Source organism: Burkholderia pyrrocinia, assembly GCF_022809715.1.
Classification (GTDB): domain Bacteria; phylum Pseudomonadota; class Gammaproteobacteria; order Burkholderiales; family Burkholderiaceae; genus Burkholderia; species Burkholderia pyrrocinia_C.
The window spans coordinates 249,444-267,343 of the sequence record NZ_CP094460.1 but is presented as its reverse complement, the minus strand read 5'-3'; the positions used below and the strand labels follow the sequence as shown (position 1 = coordinate 267,343).

The 17,900-nt window shown below is 70.9% G+C and carries 18 protein-coding genes; 5 read left to right on the top strand and 13 right to left on the bottom strand.

What is annotated here, in order from left to right:
- Positions 1-137 precede the first annotated feature (137 nt).
- Positions 138-569 carry a DUF1090 family protein gene (locus MRS60_RS18070; protein WP_175748595.1) on the top strand — a complete coding sequence of 144 codons (432 nt, stop codon included), beginning with the start codon at positions 138-140 and terminating at the stop codon, positions 567-569.
- A 293-nt stretch (positions 570-862) separates the two neighbouring features.
- On the opposite strand, the gene MRS60_RS18065 is transcribed toward MRS60_RS18070, so the two are convergent.
- Positions 863-2,425 (bottom strand): MFS transporter, encoded by a 1,563-nt coding sequence (locus MRS60_RS18065; RefSeq protein WP_243566330.1) that lies wholly within the window; start codon positions 2,423-2,425, stop codon positions 863-865.
- A 100-nt stretch (positions 2,426-2,525) separates the two neighbouring features.
- On the opposite strand from MRS60_RS18065, the gene MRS60_RS18060 reads away from it, so the two are divergent.
- The gene (locus tag MRS60_RS18060) at positions 2,526-3,404 is read left to right on the top strand and encodes a LysR family transcriptional regulator (protein WP_034179881.1); all 879 of its coding nucleotides are present in this window, start codon (positions 2,526-2,528) and stop codon (positions 3,402-3,404) included.
- 265 nt (positions 3,405-3,669) lie between these two features.
- A complete protein-coding gene (locus MRS60_RS18055) occupies positions 3,670-4,659 on the top strand; it encodes an ABC transporter substrate-binding protein (RefSeq protein WP_131947765.1) in 990 nt (329 codons plus the stop codon).
- Positions 4,660-4,716: 57 nt separating this feature from the next.
- Here the strand turns inward: MRS60_RS18055 and MRS60_RS18050 are convergent, their stop codons facing one another.
- Positions 4,717-5,094: a phage protein NinX family protein gene (locus MRS60_RS18050; RefSeq protein ID WP_243566329.1), complete on the bottom strand. Its 378-nt coding sequence runs from the start codon at positions 5,092-5,094 to the stop codon at positions 4,717-4,719.
- A 226-nt stretch (positions 5,095-5,320) separates the two neighbouring features.
- Here MRS60_RS18050 and MRS60_RS18045 point away from each other — a divergent pair, with 226 nt between their 5' ends.
- Entirely contained in the window at positions 5,321-6,397 is a 1,077-nt protein-coding gene (locus MRS60_RS18045) for a glycosyltransferase family 2 protein (RefSeq protein WP_243566328.1), read from the top strand.
- A gap of 14 nt (positions 6,398-6,411) precedes the next feature.
- A complete protein-coding gene (locus MRS60_RS18040) occupies positions 6,412-7,674 on the top strand; it encodes a glycosyltransferase family 87 protein (RefSeq protein WP_105392123.1) in 1,263 nt (420 codons plus the stop codon).
- Here the strand turns inward: MRS60_RS18040 and MRS60_RS18035 are convergent.
- The 11 genes from MRS60_RS18035 to MRS60_RS17985 form a co-directional block, all read right to left on the bottom strand.
- Positions 7,638-8,678, bottom strand: coding sequence for a TadG family pilus assembly protein (locus MRS60_RS18035; protein WP_034179885.1), 1,041 nt, complete (start codon positions 8,676-8,678; stop codon positions 7,638-7,640). The genes MRS60_RS18040 and MRS60_RS18035 overlap by 37 nt on opposite strands.
- Entirely contained in the window at positions 8,671-9,099 is a 429-nt protein-coding gene (locus MRS60_RS18030; RefSeq protein WP_105392121.1) for a TadE/TadG family type IV pilus assembly protein, read from the bottom strand. Before MRS60_RS18030 ends, MRS60_RS18035 begins: the two co-directional genes overlap by 8 nt.
- Positions 9,096-9,956, bottom strand: coding sequence for a tetratricopeptide repeat protein (locus MRS60_RS18025; protein WP_243566327.1), 861 nt, complete (start codon positions 9,954-9,956; stop codon positions 9,096-9,098). The genes MRS60_RS18030 and MRS60_RS18025 overlap by 4 nt, the downstream gene beginning before the upstream one ends.
- A complete protein-coding gene (locus tag MRS60_RS18020; protein WP_217590623.1) occupies positions 9,953-10,897 on the bottom strand; it encodes a type II secretion system F family protein in 945 nt (314 codons plus the stop codon). The genes MRS60_RS18025 and MRS60_RS18020 overlap by 4 nt, the downstream gene beginning before the upstream one ends.
- Positions 10,894-11,871: a type II secretion system F family protein gene (locus tag MRS60_RS18015; protein WP_243566326.1), complete on the bottom strand. Its 978-nt coding sequence runs from the start codon at positions 11,869-11,871 to the stop codon at positions 10,894-10,896. The genes MRS60_RS18020 and MRS60_RS18015 overlap by 4 nt, the downstream gene beginning before the upstream one ends.
- Complete coding sequence (locus tag MRS60_RS18010) at positions 11,868-13,268, bottom strand: CpaF family protein (protein WP_131947757.1); 1,401 nt, start codon at positions 13,266-13,268, stop codon at positions 11,868-11,870. The genes MRS60_RS18015 and MRS60_RS18010 overlap by 4 nt, the downstream gene beginning before the upstream one ends.
- A complete protein-coding gene (locus MRS60_RS18005) occupies positions 13,265-14,488 on the bottom strand; it encodes an AAA family ATPase (RefSeq protein WP_105390878.1) in 1,224 nt (407 codons plus the stop codon). Before MRS60_RS18005 ends, MRS60_RS18010 begins: the two co-directional genes overlap by 4 nt.
- A 22-nt stretch (positions 14,489-14,510) precedes the next feature.
- Positions 14,511-14,894, bottom strand: coding sequence for a CpaD family pilus assembly lipoprotein (locus tag MRS60_RS18000; RefSeq protein WP_243566325.1), 384 nt, complete (start codon positions 14,892-14,894; stop codon positions 14,511-14,513).
- A gap of 15 nt (positions 14,895-14,909) precedes the next feature.
- Complete coding sequence (locus MRS60_RS17995; RefSeq protein WP_034179893.1) at positions 14,910-16,289, bottom strand: type II and III secretion system protein family protein; 1,380 nt, start codon at positions 16,287-16,289, stop codon at positions 14,910-14,912.
- 62 nt (positions 16,290-16,351) lie between these two features.
- Positions 16,352-17,389, bottom strand: a complete 1,038-nt coding sequence (gene cpaB / locus MRS60_RS17990) for a Flp pilus assembly protein CpaB (RefSeq protein WP_243566324.1) — start codon at positions 17,387-17,389, stop codon at positions 16,352-16,354.
- 19 nt (positions 17,390-17,408) lie between these two features.
- Positions 17,409-17,888, bottom strand: a complete 480-nt coding sequence (locus MRS60_RS17985; protein WP_131947754.1) for a prepilin peptidase — start codon at positions 17,886-17,888, stop codon at positions 17,409-17,411.
- Positions 17,889-17,900: the final 12 nt, after the last annotated feature.

The following is a 17,900-nucleotide window of genomic DNA, read 5'->3' as shown; positions in this document are numbered from 1 at the left end:
CAGACCGCATGTCAGACTGATCCTATTTACCCGCGCCGGTCCGCCCTTGCACAATGCAGTCCAGCGAACGGCCATGCGTCGTCATGCACGTCTCCAACAACAAGCTCTGCCACGGGCAGCACACCGAGGAATCCCTGATGAAAAACACCCTGATCGCCATCACGCTCCCGATCGCATTGCTCGCCAGCTCCGCCGCAATGGCCGATACGCAGGACTGCGCGACGCGCATCCACGCGCTGCAGACGCAGATCGACTACGCGAAGCAGCACGGCAATACGCAACAGGCCATGCACCAGCAGGCGGCGCTGGAGAAGGTCCGCGCGAACTGCACGGATGCGGGCCAGCTCGCGCGCGCCGAACGCAAGGTGCGTGACGAGCAGCGCGACGTCGAGAAGGCGCAGGCTGAAGTGCGCAACGCGGAATCGGACCTGCGGCAAGCCGAAGCACGCGGCGACACGGGCAAGCTCGCGAAGGCACAGCGCAAGCTTGCCGACAAGCAGCGCAAGCTGCACGACGCGACCCGCACGTTGCACGATGCCGAAACCGGTCGCGACGCGCTGAAGCGCTGACGCAACCCGATCCGCGGGCCGCGCACGGCATCAGCCGTGGCGCGCGATCATCGGCAATACCGACAGCAACACGATCAACCCGAGCGTCGACAACAGGATCGTGCGCGACGTCACACGCTTCGCGTCCATGGAATTCCGCCGGCATGTACGGCCGCGTGCCGATCGACAGCGCAGCGAGCACGTGCAACAGATTCTCGATCGTCGATGACATCTTGAATACGCTGCACGAAACCGGGACGCGCAAGCTTGATGATTCTGTCGTGGCGCGTGCGAAACATGCCCAAAACGCCCCGCTACGCGTCGCGCATCGGTTGCGCAAGCAACTTGTATGCAACGACTGACGCAACGAGCGCGAGCACGCCGCTCACCATGAGCGCATCGGCAAACCCGCTCGCGAACGCGATGGGCGCTGCCTGGGCGAGCGCGCCGGCTGCCGACGGCGGCACGCGGTCGAGCGCCTGCGCCAGATCGCCGGCCAGCAGGCTCGACATGAACGGCGCGTCGGCGAACGCGCGCAGGCCGGGCGCGGCGGACAGCAGCCGGTCGAGCCGCGCATGCGTGCTCGCCGCCAGCACCGCGCCGAGCACGCCGACGGCCGTCACGATCGCCGAGAAGCGCGTCGTCGTGCTGATGCCCGACGCCATGCCCGTGCGGTCCGGCGGCACGCACGCCATGATCGCCTTCTGCGTATCGCCGTTCATGATCCCGGCGCCGCAACCCGTCACGAACATGCCGATCGCGACGAGCCGGTAGTCGCCGCTGGCTGTCAGCGCCGCGGTCGCGAGGTTGCCCGCGCCGATCAGCGCGAGCCCGCCCGCCAGCACGCCGCCTGACGACACGCGCGCGGCAAGCGCCGCGCCGATCGACGGCCCTGCGATCATCGCGAACGCGAACGGCAGCATCCCGAGGCCCGCGTCGATCGCCGACATCCCGAACGCGTTCTGCAGGTACAGCGGCAGGAACGTCATCATCACCTGTGCGCACGCCGCATAACCGAACATCGCGAGCACGGCACCGACGAAGCGCGGTTGGCGGAACAGCGCGAGATCGATCATCGGCCGCGCCTGCCAGCGCTCGGCGCCGATGAAAGCGGCAAACAGCGCGGCGGCGAGCGCGAGCCGGCCGAGCGTCGCGACCGACAGCCAGCCGTGCGACGGTGCGCCGATCAGCGCGGCGATCGCGCACGCGAGCGCCGCGCCGAACAGCAGGCTGCCGGCGGCGTCCACGCGTTTCGCGTGCGGATCGCGCGATTCGTCGATCGCGACGCGCGCGCCCACCGCCAGCAGCGCACAGACGGGCAGGTTCAGCAGGAACACCCAGCGCCAGCCGATCCATTGCGTGATCGCGCCGCCGACGAGCGGCGCGATCGCCGTCGCGATCCCCATGCACATCCCCCAGATCGCCCACGCGCGCGCCCGTTCGCGCCCTTCCGGAAAACGATTCGCGATCACCGCGAGCGCGGCCGTCAGCAGCAGCGCGGCGCCGCCGCCCTTCAGCGCGCGCGCGGCGATCAGCCAGCCGGCCGACGGCGCAACGCCGCAGCCGAGCGACGCGAGAAAAAAGAGCGCAAGCCCCGCGCCGAGCATCCGCTTGCGCCCGAAGCGGTCGGCGAGCCCGCCGGCCGGCAGCAGGCAAGCGGCGAACGCGGTCATGTACGCGCTGACGACCCATTCGATATCGGCAAAGCTCGCATGAAAACTGCGCGCGATGCTCGGCAGCGACACGGCGACGACGTTCGTGTCGAGCACGATCAGCGAACAGGTCGCCGACGCGACGGCAAGCGTCACGGCGGCCGGCAGGCGGGCACCCGCTTGCGGGGCGGTGGCCGCACGCGACGCCGGAGAGGATTGGGACATCGGTAACTCCGAAGCAGGATGAACGAGCCGTATGCTAGGCTTGCCCCGTATTGCCTGTCATTGACATTCCGATGCTGTTTTATTGACGAAAATTGCAATCATGGACCGGCTCGAATTCCGTCACGTGCGCGCATTCCTGAGCGTCGCGCAGCACCTGCATTTCGCCCGCGCGGCCGACGCGCTCGACATGGCGCCGCCCGCGCTCACGCGGCAGATCCAGGAAGCCGAACGCGTGCTCGGCGTGCGGCTCTTTCACCGGTCGCGCCGCGCGGTCACGCTGAGCGCGGCCGGCGAGGCCTATCTCGCCGAGGCGAGCGCCGCGTTCGAGCACCTGCAGCGCGGCCGCGAACTCGCCGCGCTTGCCGAGCGCGGCGAACTCGGCCGGATCGAGATCGGCTACGTATCGTCCGCCGTCTATTCGGGCACGCTGCAGCGCACGGTCGGCGCGTTTCGCGCCGCGCACCCGCGCATCGAGCTGAACCTGCGCGAAGTGCCGATGGACGATGTCGCGAACCAGCTCGACGCGGGCCGGCTCGACCTCGCGTACGTGCGCCCGCCGCTGCCTCTGCCCGGCGGCCTGCGGATCGTCACGCTGCAGCGCGACGTGTTCGTCGCGGCCGTGCCGGCCGATTCGCGCTATGCGTCGATGGCGGCCGTGCGCGCGGCCGACCTCGCCGATGCACGCTTCGCGGTGCCGGAACAGGAGCTCGGCACGCTCGAAGTCGCGCGCCGCGGCCGCTTCGCGCCGGTGATCGCCGCGCGGCCGGGCGGCTTGCTCGCAGTGCTCGCGTGCGTGTCCGTGAACGGCTGGGTCGCCGTGATTCCCGATGCGCTGGCCGGTTGCGTGTCGCTGCCGGGCGTCGTGTACCGGCCGATCGCCGGCAAGCCGATCATGTCGGAACTCGCGCTCGCGCACCGTCGGTTCGAAAAGGCGCCGGCGGTGCGGGCGTTCCTGCGCACGGTTTCGTCGGCCGCATAAGCCGCCCGCGCGTTGGGCGTTGGGCGTTGGGCGTTGGGCGTTGGGCGTTGGGCGTTGGGCGTCGGGCGTCGGGCGTCGGGCGTCGGGCGTCGGGCGTCGGGCGTCGGGCGTCGGGCGTCGGGCGTCAAGTGTCCCGATCGGCCGCCCCGCCCGTCGCCACGCGAATATGCATTTCACGATTCGATGTTTGTCGGCCGGAAACCGATTCCGTAACCTGCCCGGCAGCCGCGCCGCACGCGCGCGGATCACCGAGGATATGCCGCCAATGAACCCCTCTTCCGCCACGACACGCCGCCGCGTGCTGCAGCGTCTTGCCGCCCTCGCCGCCGCGCCGCTCGCCGGCGGCATCGCACTGCCAGCCCGCGCGGCCGGCGCCGACCTGTCGGGCGTCACGCTCGTGCTCGGCGACCAGGCCGGCGGCCTGCGCGCGCTGGCCGAAGCCGCACACGTGCTCGACGGCACGCCGTACCGGTTCCGCTGGGCCAATTTCCAGGGCGCCGCGCCGCTGTTCGAGGCACAGCGCGCGGGCGCGATCGATCTCGCACCGGCCGGAGACCTGCCCGTGCTGACGGCCGCGCTCGGCGATCCGGCGCTGCGGATCGTCGCGACGCGCGTCGGCTCACCGGCGTCGCTCGGCATCGTCGTGCAGCCCGACTCGCCGGTCCGCACCGTCGCCGACCTGAAAGGGCAAACCGTCGTCGTGTCGTCCGCGCGCGGCAGCATCTCGCAATATCAGCTGTACGGCGCGCTGCGCGAACACGGTCTCGCGCCGCGCGACGTCGACGTGCGTTTCGTGCTGCCCGTCGATGCGTTCGCCGCATTCGAAGCCAGGCGGATCGGCATCTGGGCGACCTTCGACCCGTACTACGGCCATGCGGTGCGACGCGGCGCGCGCATCATCCGCGACGGCAGCGGCATCAATTCGGGGCTCGCGTTCCTCACGTCGCCGGTCGACACGCTCGACGACCGCGCGAAACGCGCGGCGCTCGCAGACGTGCTCGCACGGCTGACCCGCGCGGGCCAATGGGCGCTCGCGCACCCGGCCGACTACGCGACCGTCTATGCGTCGCTGACGCGCCTGCCGCCCGACGCGGCCGCCGACATCGCGCGCCGCGCAGCGCTCGCGCAACGCAGCCTCAGCGGCGCCGACATCGACGTGCTGCAACGCGTCGCCGATCGCGCGGCGGCGGATGCGATCCTGCCGCGGCGCGTCGATGTCGCGTCGATCGCGATCCGGAATCTGTCCGCCGGATAGAAGGCAGGAGGCACCAGAAGCAACGAGCACCACGCGCCGCAACGCGACGGGCTACGCTCAACGCGGTTTCGACATGTCGAGATCCGGCACGTCGTCGCCGAAGGTCGACGCGACGGGCGTGCGCATCGCGGCGATCAGCAGCGTCGGCCCCGACTGGTTGAACGTGCAGCGCTCGCCGGCGGCCGGCACCGCACGGTGCAGCACGGCCCGCCACGCACCGCGCCCGCCGTCGCGCTCGAACGCGGCGAACGGCAGCCGCTCGACGATCGGGCCGCCGTCCGCCCACGACGACGACGACGACGCGAACGACACGCTCGCGCCGCCCGTCTCGCGGATCGCCCGGCATGCGCCGCCCGCGACGCACGGTGCGCCGAGGCCTTCGGCCAGTGCCACCCAGTAGTCCAGCGCCGCGCCGGTCAGGTCCTGAACTTGCATCGCGCTCTCCTTCGACATCGAAAAACCTCGTCCCGGCGCCCGCGCGCGCCGACGGCCGTCGGCGAACCGTGCGTCGACGGCGCAACAACCCGCCGCACAACCCGCGCATCGGTATTACGAATCGCCGATTTCTGCCTACAATGATCGTAACGCCTGTCGTCCGGCCTGCGATGGACGACAACCGAATCCATACGGTGCAGCGCAGGCCGGATCTCTCGGGGGACGCATGCCCACGCACGCCAGAAAGCCGCTGGTCTCGCTCGTCGTGCCGTTTCACGACGAAGACGAAACGATCGACGCATTCTTTGCCGAAACGCTGCCCGTCCTCGAGTCGCTCGACACGGTCCGCTTCGAGATCGTCTGCATCAACGACGGCAGCCGCGATAGCACGCTCGACCGGCTGCTCGAGGTCATGGCCGGCGACCCGCGCGTGCGCGTCGTCGATCTCACCCGCCGTTTCGGCAAGGAAGCCGCGCTCACCGCCGGCCTCGACGAAGCGGCCGGCGCCGCGGTAATCCTGATCGACGCCGACCTGCAGGACCCGCCCGCGTTGATTCCCGCAATGATCGAACGCTGGCTCGCGGGCGCCGAGGTCGTTGCCGCGAAGCGCACCGACCGGATGTGCGACCCCTACCTGCAGCGCGCGGCGGCCGCGCTCTATTACCGCGTGCACAACCGGCTCTCCGAAGTCGAGATGCCGGAGAACGTCGGCGATTTCCGGCTGATGGACCGTCAGGTCGTCGACGCGCTGCGCGCGCTGCCCGAGCGGCGACGCTTCATGAAAGGCCTGTTCGCGTGGGTCGGCTTTCGCACCGCGATCGTCGAATACACGCGCGCGCCGCGCAGCGGCGGCCGGTCGAAGTTCTCCGGATGGAAGCGCTGGAACTTCGCGCTCGAAGGCATCACGAGCTTCAGCACGGTGCCGCTGCGCGTGTGGACCTACGTCGGCCTCACGTTCGCGATGCTCGCGCTCGTCTACGGCGCGTTCATCGTCGTGCGCACGCTGCTGCTCGGCAACCCGGTGCATGGCTACGCGTCGCTGATTTCCGTCGTGCTGTTCATCGGCGGCATCCAGCTGGTCGGCATCGGCGTGATCGGCGAATACCTCGGCCGCATCTATCACGAGTCGAAGCAGCGCCCGGTCTATCTGGTGCGGGGGCGCTACCGCGCCGAGCGGGATGCCGCCGCGCATCCGGCGTCGAAGCTGCTGCAGTTCCCGCTCAAGCGCGCGCATGCGGCCCGCCGCCGGCCGGCGACACCCGCGGCCGCCAGCCACGCCGCCAGGAAAATCTCCGTCAAGTAACCGGCACGCGGCGCATGGACATTCCCCGGCAATCGATGCGCTCGGCGGAGCGCCCCGTCCGCGCGTGGCTGACGCCGCGGCGCGTCGTCGCGTACAGCGCGTTCGTGCTCGTGTTCCACGCGCTGTTCCTGGCGATCTGGACGTACGTGATCCGCTACACGCCGGGCACGACCATCGCGAGCCCGGGCGCGGACTACTCGGTGTTCTGGTCGGCGTCGTACGTGATGCTGCACGGCGCACCATGGCAGGCGTACGATTTCCCGACCTTCTCGCGGCTGGCGGCCTCGATGTTCCCGTATTTCCGCACAGAAGGCCTCGTCGCGTGGCTGTACCCGCCCACCTACCTGCTGCTCGTGACGCCGTTCGCACTGCTGCCCTTTGCGATCGGTTATCCGCTGTTCGTCGCGCTCGGCATCGTCGTGTTCGGGTTTGCCGCATGGCGCGTGTCGGGCCTCGGCGCGACGCCCGGCGTGCGGCGCATCGGCGCATTCGCGCTAGTCGGCGCCCCGTGCGTGTTCGTCACCGCGATGCTCGGGCAGAACGCGTTCCTGACCGCTTCGTGCGCGGCGCTGGCCGTCTACTGGGCCGACCGGCGGCCGATGTGGGCCGGCCTCTGCATCGGCCTGCTGTCGGTCAAGCCGCAGATGGCGCTGCTGTTCCCGTTCGTGCTGGTCGCCGCGCGCGCGTGGCGCACGATCGCGTGGGCCGCGCTCGCCACGGCCGCGTTAGGCGCGTTGAGCGTGCTGGTGTGCGGCGTCGAGTCGCTGCGCCTGTTCGTCGCCAACACTGGGCTCGCGCGGGCGCTCATTCTCGAGCACGGCGTGATGTTCTGGTTCGCGTCGCCGACGCCGTTCGCGGCGTTCCGCCTCGCCGGCCTGCCGCTCGGCGCCGCGTATGCCGCGCACGCGTGCGTCGCGGCGATCGCGATCGCGGCCGCATGCGTCGTGTGGACGCGCTCGCGCGACACCCGCTTACGCGCGGCGGTGCTGGCGGTCGCGACGCTCGCGGCAAACCCGTACGTGTGGCATTACGAGCTCGCGTGGCTCGGCATCGCGGTCGCGTGCATGCTGGCGATCGGCTGGCGCGACGGCTGGCTGCGCGGCGAGCAGGCCACGATCGCGCTGATGTGGGCGCTGCCGCTCTACGAATACCTGAACCCGGGGCTGCTGCTGCCGCAGATCGGCCCGGTCGTGACGCTCGCCGCCCTCCTCGTGCTGCTGCGCCGTGCGCGGTCCGGCGCTCACAGCGCGAGCCGCGGCGGCACGTACACGCCGTAGTACGGCCCGACGCCGGTTGCGACGCCGGTCATCTTCACGCCGGCGACGAAGTGGCCCTGGATGTACTTGTACGTGCCGCCGAGCGACACGTCGATGCGGAACGCCGCGAACGCGACGATCGGCACGTAGGTGCTGGTCGACGTCTGCGTGACGACCGGCAGCACCACCGTCGTGCCGACCGGCACCGACGTGTAGAGCGTCGCCTTCACGCCGGTCGCGAGGTAGATGCTGTCGCCGATATTGAGCGTCGTCGGGTTGCCGGTCACCATCAGCCCGCCCATCGTCGTCGTGTCGGACGCCGTCGACTGGAACGACGTCCACTGCCCGCCCATGCACAGCGTGCCGTAGGTCTGGCCGTTCGTGATCGAGAACTCGTACGGCTGGCCCGTCAGCGGATTGATCAGCGGCTGGTTGGTCGCCGCGTTCCAGTACTGGTTGTACACGCACTGGTCGATCGCGATCGGAAACAGTCCGCCGGCCGCCACCCCGCCCGGCGCGGCCAGCACCGCCACCGCGGTCGCGCTGCCGGACGCGCCGGGAATCCCCAGCAGCCCGCCGAGCAGCAGCGGAATCGAGCCGCCGTTCACGCCCGGCGCGCGCGTCACGGTGACCTGCACGGCCGGCACGTCGTACGAGCCGGGCGTGATGGTCGTCGCCTGCATCGATGCGGGGCTGCGCGTCACGTTCCAGTAGCCGGTGGTCACCGTGCCGGTCGACAGCGCGGCGCCGGCCGCCGAGTTCTGCGCGATCACGCCGTTTGCCGCCGGCGCGGCCTGCGACCAGTTCAGCGCGCCGCCGCTCGGCGACATCATCGCGTCGGCCCCCGCGAGCGCGGCCGCGTCGGCGGCGTTCTGCAACTGGTTGCGCACCGTGGCGACCCACGCGACGTCGATCGCCAGCGCGCCGAACGACAGCAGCGGAATCAGGAACAGCAGGAAGAACAGCGCGACCGAGCCGCGCTGCCGCGCGGGGCCGGGAGCGCGCTTGTCGCCCGCGTCATTCATAAAGCATCACCGAAGTGGCCGAGACCGTCACCGGGCCGGTCAGCGCACTGAACGCGGAACCGAGCACCATCCCCGAATACGTGTAGGTCACCGTCACCGTCAGCGCGGTGCCCGACGTCGTGCCGTTCGCCTGGGTCACGGTCACGGCCGGCGACGTCGGTGTGCCGCCGGTGATCAGGCTGTTCTGCATGTAGGTCTGCGCGACGTTGGCGATCTGCGTCGTGGTCAGCATCGGCACGCGCAGCATGACGCCGGCGCGCGCGGCCTCGCGGCTCGCGTTCGTGATGACGGCCTTGTCGCACAGGATCAGGCTGGTGTCGATGATGCCGATCAGCACCATCAGCAGGAACGGCAGCATCAGCACGAACTCGAGGGACACGACGCCGCGCGCGCGGCGGGCGAGCGTCGCCCCGCGTGTCATTTTGCGGCCCCCGCTCCCGGCGGCGCGACGCCCGACTCCAGCGCCGCACCCGACAGCGGCGGCGCGCCGCCGGCAGCCCCGCGCGACGCGAGCCGCGCGCGCACCGCCTGGTAGAAGCGCAGGTTGTCGGCCACCGCCGACGCGGGCAGGTCCGCGGACAGCAGCTTCTTCGCCGAATCGGTGTTGCCGAGCACGCCATACGCGAACGCGAGGTTCTGGCGCGCCTGCCACGGCGCATCGGGCAGCCCCGCGACGTCGAGCAGCACGTTCACGCCCTCGCGCGGCCGGTTGCTCAGCACGAGCGACAGCCCGAGGTCGATGCGCAGCCCCTGCGCGTCCGGGTGCGCGCGCAGCGCGTCGCGATACACGGCCTGCGCATCCGCATGGCGCCCCTGCAGGTCGAGCACGGTGCCGAGCCCTTCCGCCGCGAGCGGATGGTTCGGCTGCGCGGCCAGCAGGTCGCGATAGCGCTGCGCGGCTTCGTCGAGCCGGCGCTGCCGCAATGCGACGCGCGCGAGCCCGAGCCGCGGGCCAAGCTCCGCGGGTGACTGCCGCTGCGCTTCGTCGTAGAGGATCCGCGCGCGCTCCAGGTCGCCGGCGCGATAGTTGACGTCGCCGAGCCCCAGCCGCGCCGCGAGCGAATCGGGATGCTTCGCGAGCACCTTCTCGTACAGCGTCGACGCGAGATCGACGTTACCGCCGGCGAGCGCGCTGTCCGCGATGCGCAGTTCGGCCTGCGGGTCGTCGCTCTTGTGCGACAGCACCGGCCGCGTCTGGACGCCCGGCGCGCCGCAGCCGCCGGCCAGCAGCGGCAGCACGGCCGCGAGCGCAAACGCGCGTACGACGGATCGTGTCATTTCAGTACCTCGAGCAGGCGGATCGCCGCCGGGCCCGCCGCGATCAGGCCGACCGTCGGCAGGATGAACAGCATCATCGGCAGCGTGATCTTCGGCGCGAGCTTCGCAGCCTTTTCCTCGAGCGCGACGATCTGCTCGGTGCGCTCGCTGCGCGACAGGGTTCGCAGCGCCTGCGTGATCGGCGTGCCGAACCGCTGCGACTGCGTGAGCGTCGTCGCGAGCGAGCGCGCCGACGCGAAATCGACGCGCGTCGCGAAATGCGTGAGCGTGGCGGATACGTTGCCGCTCAGCGTGAGCTCGTCCGCGCACACCGTCAGCTCGTCGGCGAGCGGCGGGCAGATGCGCGCCAGTTCGTGCGCGACGCGCCGGATGCCCGAAGCGAGACTGTTGCCGGCCATCGTGCAGATCACGAGCAGGTCGAGCGCGTCCGGAAAGCACGCGGCGATGATCCGCCGCCGCCGCCGGATCATCGCGCCGAGCACGTACTCGGGCACGATCACGCCGATCACGAACGCGGCGATCATCGCCAGCGCGCGGATCACGAAGTATTCGCCGAGCCGTGGAATGTACGGGCTGAACACGATCGCGACACCCGCGAACAGCACGCCGCAGCTCAGCTTGATGCCGATCATCGACGACACCGCGCGGCGGTCGCGAAAGCCCGCACGCGCCAATTGCAGGCCGAGCTTCACGCGCTGCATCGGGTCGAGCACCGGCAGCCGCTCGCCGAGCTGCGCGAGCCGGCGCGTCAGGCCCTGGCGGACTTCACCCGGCTGCAGCCGCCCCGCCGCGAGCGACGGCGCGCGCTGCCCGGCCGCCTGCTGCACGCGCATGGCGATGCGCCGGCGCGTGCCGCCGCCGGGCGTGAAGAGCGCCACGCCGACGCAGGCGAGCAACAGCAGCAGTTCGAGGCCGCGGGCGGCCAGCATCGACATCGTCATCGCGCGGTATCCAGTCTCGAGATCTTGCGAATCGACAGCAGCCCGACCGTCAGCAGCCCGGCTGCGATCGTCAGCATCGTGTTGCCGGCGTGCGTCGTGAACAGCAGCATCACGTAGGGGCGGTTCACGAGGAACAGCGCGCCGATCATCACGAACGGCACCGCCGAAATGATCTTCGTCGTGATCCGCCCTTCGGCGGTCAGCGCGCGGGTCTTCAGGCGGATGTCGCGACGCGTGCGGATGATGCTCGACAATTCGTCGAGCGTCTCGCCGAGGCTGCCGCCGGTTTCGCGCTGCAGCAGCAGGTAGACGGTGAAGAACGAGAAGTCCGCGATCATCAGCCGGTCCGCCGCCTGCGTGAGCACGTCCTTGAGATCCGCGCCGACCCGCAGGCTGTCGCCCATCGTGCGGAACGTCGAGCGCACCGGCTCGGCCGCGCCGTCGCCGACCGTGCTGATCGCCTGCGTGACCGGAATGCCCGCGCGCACGGCCCGCACGATCAGGTCGATCGCGTCCGGGAACGCTTCGAGAAAACGGATCCGGAAGCGCTCGATCAGCGAGCGGTAGCTGGCGCGCATCGCGAGCAGCGGCAGTCCAATGAAGATCAGCGGACGCAGGAAGCCCGGCGGCCCGATCAGCTTCACCGCGACGATCGCCGCGATCGCGCCGGCGATCGTGCTGGCCACGACGATCCGCACGCCGCCTTCGCCGCCGACCGCGCGCACGCGCGTCAGGTGGCGCCGCAGCCACGTGCGCGCGCGGCCCTGCCGGCGTTCGAGATTGAACAGCGCGACGGCGGCCCCGTCGGCCGCGCCCCCGTCGCGGCCCGCGAGCAACGGCGACAGGCGCCGCATCCGCTCGCGAATACGCTGCTCCGGCGTGCGGCGCGCGCGATCGAGCAGCGACGACAGCGCGAGCCCGATCGCGAGGATCACGACGAACGCGCCTGCCGCGAACACGTCGGCGGCCCTCATTGGCGGAACACCTCGGCGAGCGCATCCTCGACGCCGTAATACGCGGCGCGCGCCGCGAACGCCGGCCGCAGCGACGACGCGTCGAACACGCCCTTGACCGCGTCGCGCGTCGTTTCGCCCTCCTGACGGAACGCGAACAGATCCTGCGTGATGACCACCTCGCCCTCCATCCCGACGATCTCGGTAATCCGCGTGACGCGCCGCACGCCGTCGCGCATCCGCTCGACCTGCACGAACAGGTGCACGGCGCTCGCGATCTGGCGCCGGATCGACAGCAGCTGCAGGTTCGCGTTCGCCATCATGACCATGCTCTCGAGCCGGCTGATCGCGTCGCGCGGCGAGTTCGCGTGGATCGTCGTCATCGAGCCGTCGTGGCCGGTGTTCATCGCCTGCAGCACGTCGAACGCCTCCGGGCCGCGAATCTCGCCGAGGATGATGCGGTCGGGCCGCATCCGCAATGCGTTGCGCACGAGGTCGCGCTGCGAGATGCCGCCGAGCCCCTCGGTATTCTCCGGACGCGTCTCGAGGCTGACGACGTGCGGCTGCAACAGTTGCAGCTCGGCCGCGTCCTCGATCGTCACGATCCGTTCGTGCTGCTCGATATGCTGGGACAGCGCGTTGAGCAGCGTCGTCTTGCCCGAGCCCGTGCCGCCCGAGATCACGATGTTCAGCCGGCACGTACACGCCACCTTCAGCACCTGCAGCATCGGATGCGAGATGTTGCCCTGATGCGCCATCCGCGCGAGCGTGATGTCGCGCTTCGCGAACTTGCGGATCGAGATCGACGGGCCGCGCATCGCGATCGGCGGCAGCACGACGTTCACGCGGCTGCCGTCGGCGAGGCGCGCGTCGACCATCGGGCTGCTTTCGTCGACGCGCCGGCCCACCGCCGCCGCGATCCGCTGCGCGACGCTCGTCACGTGCGCGTCGTCGCGAAACTTCAGCGACGTGAGCTCGAGCCGGCCCGCACGCTCGACGTAGACCTGGTCGGGCCCGTTGACGAGGATGTCGGTGACCGTCTCGTCGGCGAGCAGCGGCTCGATCGGGCCGACGCCGAACATGTCGTTCAGGATCGCGTCGACGATCAGCACCTGCTCGCCGGCCGTGATCTTCAGGCGCTCGCGCTCGACCGTGTGCGCCGCCACCTGCTCGATGCCCGCGCGCACTTCGTCGCGCGTCTTCATCAGCGCCGCCGACATGTTCATCGACGCAAACACCGCGGTGCGGATCGCGTCGAACTTGCCGGAGCGGATCAGCGACTCGTGAGCGTCGGCGGCCGCGGGCGCGCGGGCCGGCGGCGGCGCGGGCGCGATTTCCGGCGCCGGCGCGCGCGGCGCCGCGGGCGAGGCGGCCGGCGCGGGGTCCGGCGAAGGACGGTTGCGGTTACCGAACGTCACGATCCTTTCCTCCACTTGACGAAGCGCGCATACCACGGTTCGACGACGGCCATCGGTTCGCCGGTGATGCCGTTCGCGAGCTGCCGGATCCCGTCCAGGAAGCCGTGGCGCTTCGCGCCTTCGATCGGCTCGCCGAGGTTTTCGGCGACCGCGAGCGTCTGCGGCTCGTGCGGCAGCTCCCGCAGCGTCGCGCCGCTAAACGCGCTCGCGAAATCGGCCGGCTCGACGCGGCCCGCGACCGGCGCGAGCGGATTGTTCAGCACCATCGACAGCTGCCGCTCGCCCGGCAGCTCCTGCATGAAGCGCGCGAGCCGCGCGGATTCGTACGCGGCGTGCACCGAGCGGTCGGCGACGACGTAGACGAGATCGGACGCCTCGAGCGCCTCCTCGAACAGCTTGCCGGCGCCGCTGCCGACGTCGAACAGCACGTAATGAAAACGGTCCTTCAGCATGTCGACCAGGCGCGCGATTGCCCCGTCGCCCAGCGGCACGTCGGCGCCGTATGCGAGCTCGGCCGACAGCACGTGCAGGCGGTCGCCCTTGGTGACGAACATGCGGTCGAACAGTGCGTCGTCGGGGCGCTGCTCCATGTTCAGCAACTCGACCAGCCCGTTGTTGCTGGACAGCCCGAGCATCGAGTTCGCGCCGCCGCCATGCAGGTTCAGGTCGATATACGCGACGCGGCGGCGCTTCTCGCCCGCCAGGCAGCGCGCGAGGCTCACCGCGATGGTCGTCGTGCCGACGCCGCCGCGTGCGCCGACGAAGCTGACGATCTTGCCGGTGCGCACCTGCACGACCGATTCCGTCGCCGTCAGCGCGCGCCGCATCAGCTCGACGGTCAGCGGCTTGACGATGTAGTCCTGCACGCCGATGCCGAGCAGGTTGCGAAACAGCCCGACGTCGTTCTGCGTGCCGATCGCGACGACCCGCACCGACGGATCGCACACGTCGGCGAGCCGCATCAGGTCCGACACCGGCAGCACCGAATCCGACACGTCGATGACCAGCTGGCGCGGCGAACGCTCGTGCTGCTGCAGCAACCGGATCGCGTCGTCGCAGGTGCCCGTCTGCAGGTGCGCACGCGTGATCGACAAATCGTGCGCGACGCGCCGGATCACGTCCTCGCTGCCGGGATCGGACACGACCGCGACGAGATCCGTCGCGCCGGCGGACGCGGCGCGCTTGGCGTTCTGGCGATCGAGGACGTTCATGGGCAGCATCGCGATGGCCTCGGGAATCGGTTCAATGGCCGGGCGAGCCGGTCGTCGTCTGCGTCCTGCCGGGCGTCGGCTGCTTCACGCGATCCTCGACGTAGCGGCGCACCGCGCCGGCCGCGACTTCCGCGTCGGCGCCGCCGTACGGCACGGGCGCGACGAGATCCTGCGGTCGCGCGAGCATGGCCGCGAGGTTCGTGTAGGTCGCGCAGCCGAACGGCACGCCCGGCCGCCCGAAGCCCGCGTCGACGAGATGCGACGGCTGCATCAGCTTCGCGCAGTCGGGCCGCACCGCCTGCACGCCGTCGAAGCCGATCGACCGCGCGTCGGGCAGGTTAAGCGGCGGCGGCGCCGACATGCAGCCCGCCAGCACCAGCGGCAGCAGTGCGGAGACGGTGATTCGAACTCGCATGGGCGCCCCTCCGGTTCAGTACACGAAGCCCGCGGCGCCGACGAGGCGCGGCGTATCGCCCGACAGCAGGTCGAGCCCGAGGTTGTGTTGCACCGCGAACTCCAGATCGCTGCTCGGCCGCGCGACGGTGTCGATCGCCTGCTCGAGCTGGCCGGGCCCGGTCGGCTGCACGATGTACGGCGTGACGATCACGACCACCTCGGTCTTGTTGTCCTGGAAATTCTTCGACGAAAACAGCCGGCCGATGATCGGCAGCCGGCCGAGCCCCGGGATCTGCGACACGGTGTCGGCCGTCTGGCTCTGCAGCAGCCCGCCGATCGCGAAGCTCTGCCCGCTCGACAGCTCGACCGTCGTCTCGACGCGTCGCACGGTGAGCGCCGGCACCCTGATGCTGCCCGTCGTCACGCTGTTGCTCGCGTCGACCTCGCTCACTTCCGGCCGTACTTTCAGGCTGATGCGGTTGTCGGAGAGCACGGTCGGCGTGAAGTCGAGCGACACGCCGAACGGCTTGTACTCGACCGTGATCACCCCCGTGTTGCCGCTCTGCGCAACCGGAATCGGAATCTCGCCGCCCGCGAGGAAGCTCGCCGTCTCGCCCGACATCGCGGTCAGATTCGGCTCCGCGAGCATCGTGATCAGCCCTTCCTGATCGAGCGCGTCGAGCACGACGTCGATCGACCAGCGCCCCGCGCGAAAGCCGCCGAGCACCGAGAATGCGCCGGTCGGCGACAGGTTGAACAGGCCGTTCGTCGGGTCGAACAGCGTGCGCCCGTTGAACAGCCCGCCGACGAAGTTGCCGGCGGCGCCGAGCGAGCTCCAGTTGATGCCGAGCTGCTGCGTGACGTTGCGGCTCACCTCGGTCACCCGCACGCGCAGGTTCACCTGGATCGGGCGCGACAGCGTCAGCCGGTTGACGATCTTTTCCTTGTCGTGCAGGTACGGCGCGAGCGACTGCATCACGGCGTCCGCGTCGGCCGCGCCCGGCACCTTGCCCGACACCATCAGCGAGCCCGGCGCGCCGGACACCGTCAGCTTCATCTGTGGAAAGCGGCTGTCGAGCACCGTCTGCAGCGACGCCGTGTCGACCTGCACGATCACCGTCCTGCGCAGGATCGGCCGATGGTTCGCGCCGAGCGCGATCAGCGTGGTCGTGCCCGCCTTCTTGCCGAACACGAACACGGTGCGCGGCGACGGCACCTGGATGTCGGCGATGGTCGGATCGGCGACGAACATCGCGACCGCGGGCTCCGGCAGCGACAACAGCTCGCCCTTGCCGGTCGCGATCGACAGCGCCGCGCCGGCGTCCGGCGTGCGCACGCCCTGCGCGAACGCAACGCCGGGCGCGACGAGGCCGGCCAGGCACCAGAGAGCGATCCAGCGAACGATGCGCACCATGCGTGTTCCCGTCATCCCGTCAAATGCCGGCCGCCGCGCGGCCGGCCCGCTCCGTCGATCCGTCATTGCGGCACCGCCGCCCGCGGCGGCTGCGCAGTCCCGTCCGCCCCCGCCACATTGCCGCCGCCCGGCAGCGCCGGCATTCCCTGCATTCCCTGCATCCCCGGCAGGCCGGACGGCAGCGGCGGCAGGCCCGGCGTGCCGATGCCGCCGCCGCGCGACCCGTCGTCGATCGACGAACCGCGATAGATCACGACCGTGCTGCCCTGTCCCGTCGGCCGTGCGCTGCCGGCCGCCGGCCCGGCGGCCGGCGCGCGCGCGGCCTCGCGGGCCGCACGCGACACGTCGCCGGCCCACACCGGCTGCGTATCCGGCTCCTGCTCGTCGCCGCCCGCCGGTTGCCGCCGGTCGCTGGTCGCGAAGCTGCGCAGCGCGAGCGACAGCGAGCCGAGGCGCGTCGCGACCAGCACGACCTGCGCGGTGCGCGGCGCGACCTCGAGCGTGACCGTACGCGCGCGCGCCGTCGCGTCCGGCGCACTCGCGGGCGTCTTCGCGCGCTGGAATTCCGAGCCGACCGCAAGCACGCGCGCGCGCCGCACGACCGTCTCCGCTTCGAAGGTGCCGGGCGACGTCGCCGAGCCGCCGATCTGCTGCGTGAGCACCACGTCGACGAAGTCGCCCGGCTGGATCAGCCCCGCGTTGCCCGACACGTCGTCGACCGGCACCGAGATCGCGCGCATGCCGGGCTGCAGCGCGGCCGCGAGAAAATCCGGCGCGTCGGCCGGAATCACGTTGTCCGTGCGAATCGGCGTGCCGGCGCCGACGCGGTTGCGCAGCAGCGCGCCCTTCAGGTCGGCGCCCGGCTGCGACTCGACGAATGCGCCCGGCGGCACCTGCGCGCGCGGCATGCGCTTCCACGCGAGATCGTTGTCGCGCAGCAGCAGCCCTTCCGGCAGATCGGCGGCCGCGACGCGCACGCGCGCCTGATCCGGTTCGCCGGGTGCCGACGGCGTCGACGCGGCGACGTACAGTTCGCGCAGGATGAATGCGCCGATGCCGGCAGCGATGATCAGCACGGCCATTCTCAGAGGTTTGGGCATGGCGGCGTGCGTCCCCCGGCTAGGTAAGCGAAACCGCGTGCGGAAACGGCGCCCAGACGGCCAGCGCACCGCCGAGCGCGAGCGCGAGCCCGTACGGCACGCCGCGCGCGGCGACCGCACGGGCGGGCGTGGCGCGCCGCTGCCACGCGACGGCCGCGAGCGCGGCGAGGCCGCATAACGCGCCACCCGCGCCGACGATCGTCAACACGGGGAACGCCAGCGTCGGGCCGGCCCACAGGAATACCGCCGCCGCCAGCTTGACGTCGCCGCCGCCGATCCAGCCCGCGTGGCGCAAGCCGCCGAACAGCAGCAGCATCGCCGCGGCGGTCGCGAGGTGGCCGGCCAGCGGCGCGAGCCCTTCGCGAGCGAGCGCCGCCGCGACGAAATACAGCATCGCGAACGCCAGCACCGCGCGATTGGACAGGCGCCGGTCGCGCAGGTCCTGCGCCGCGAGCGACGCCAGCACGACCGTGGCCACCGACTGCACGAGAGTGAGCATGGGAGAGCCGTC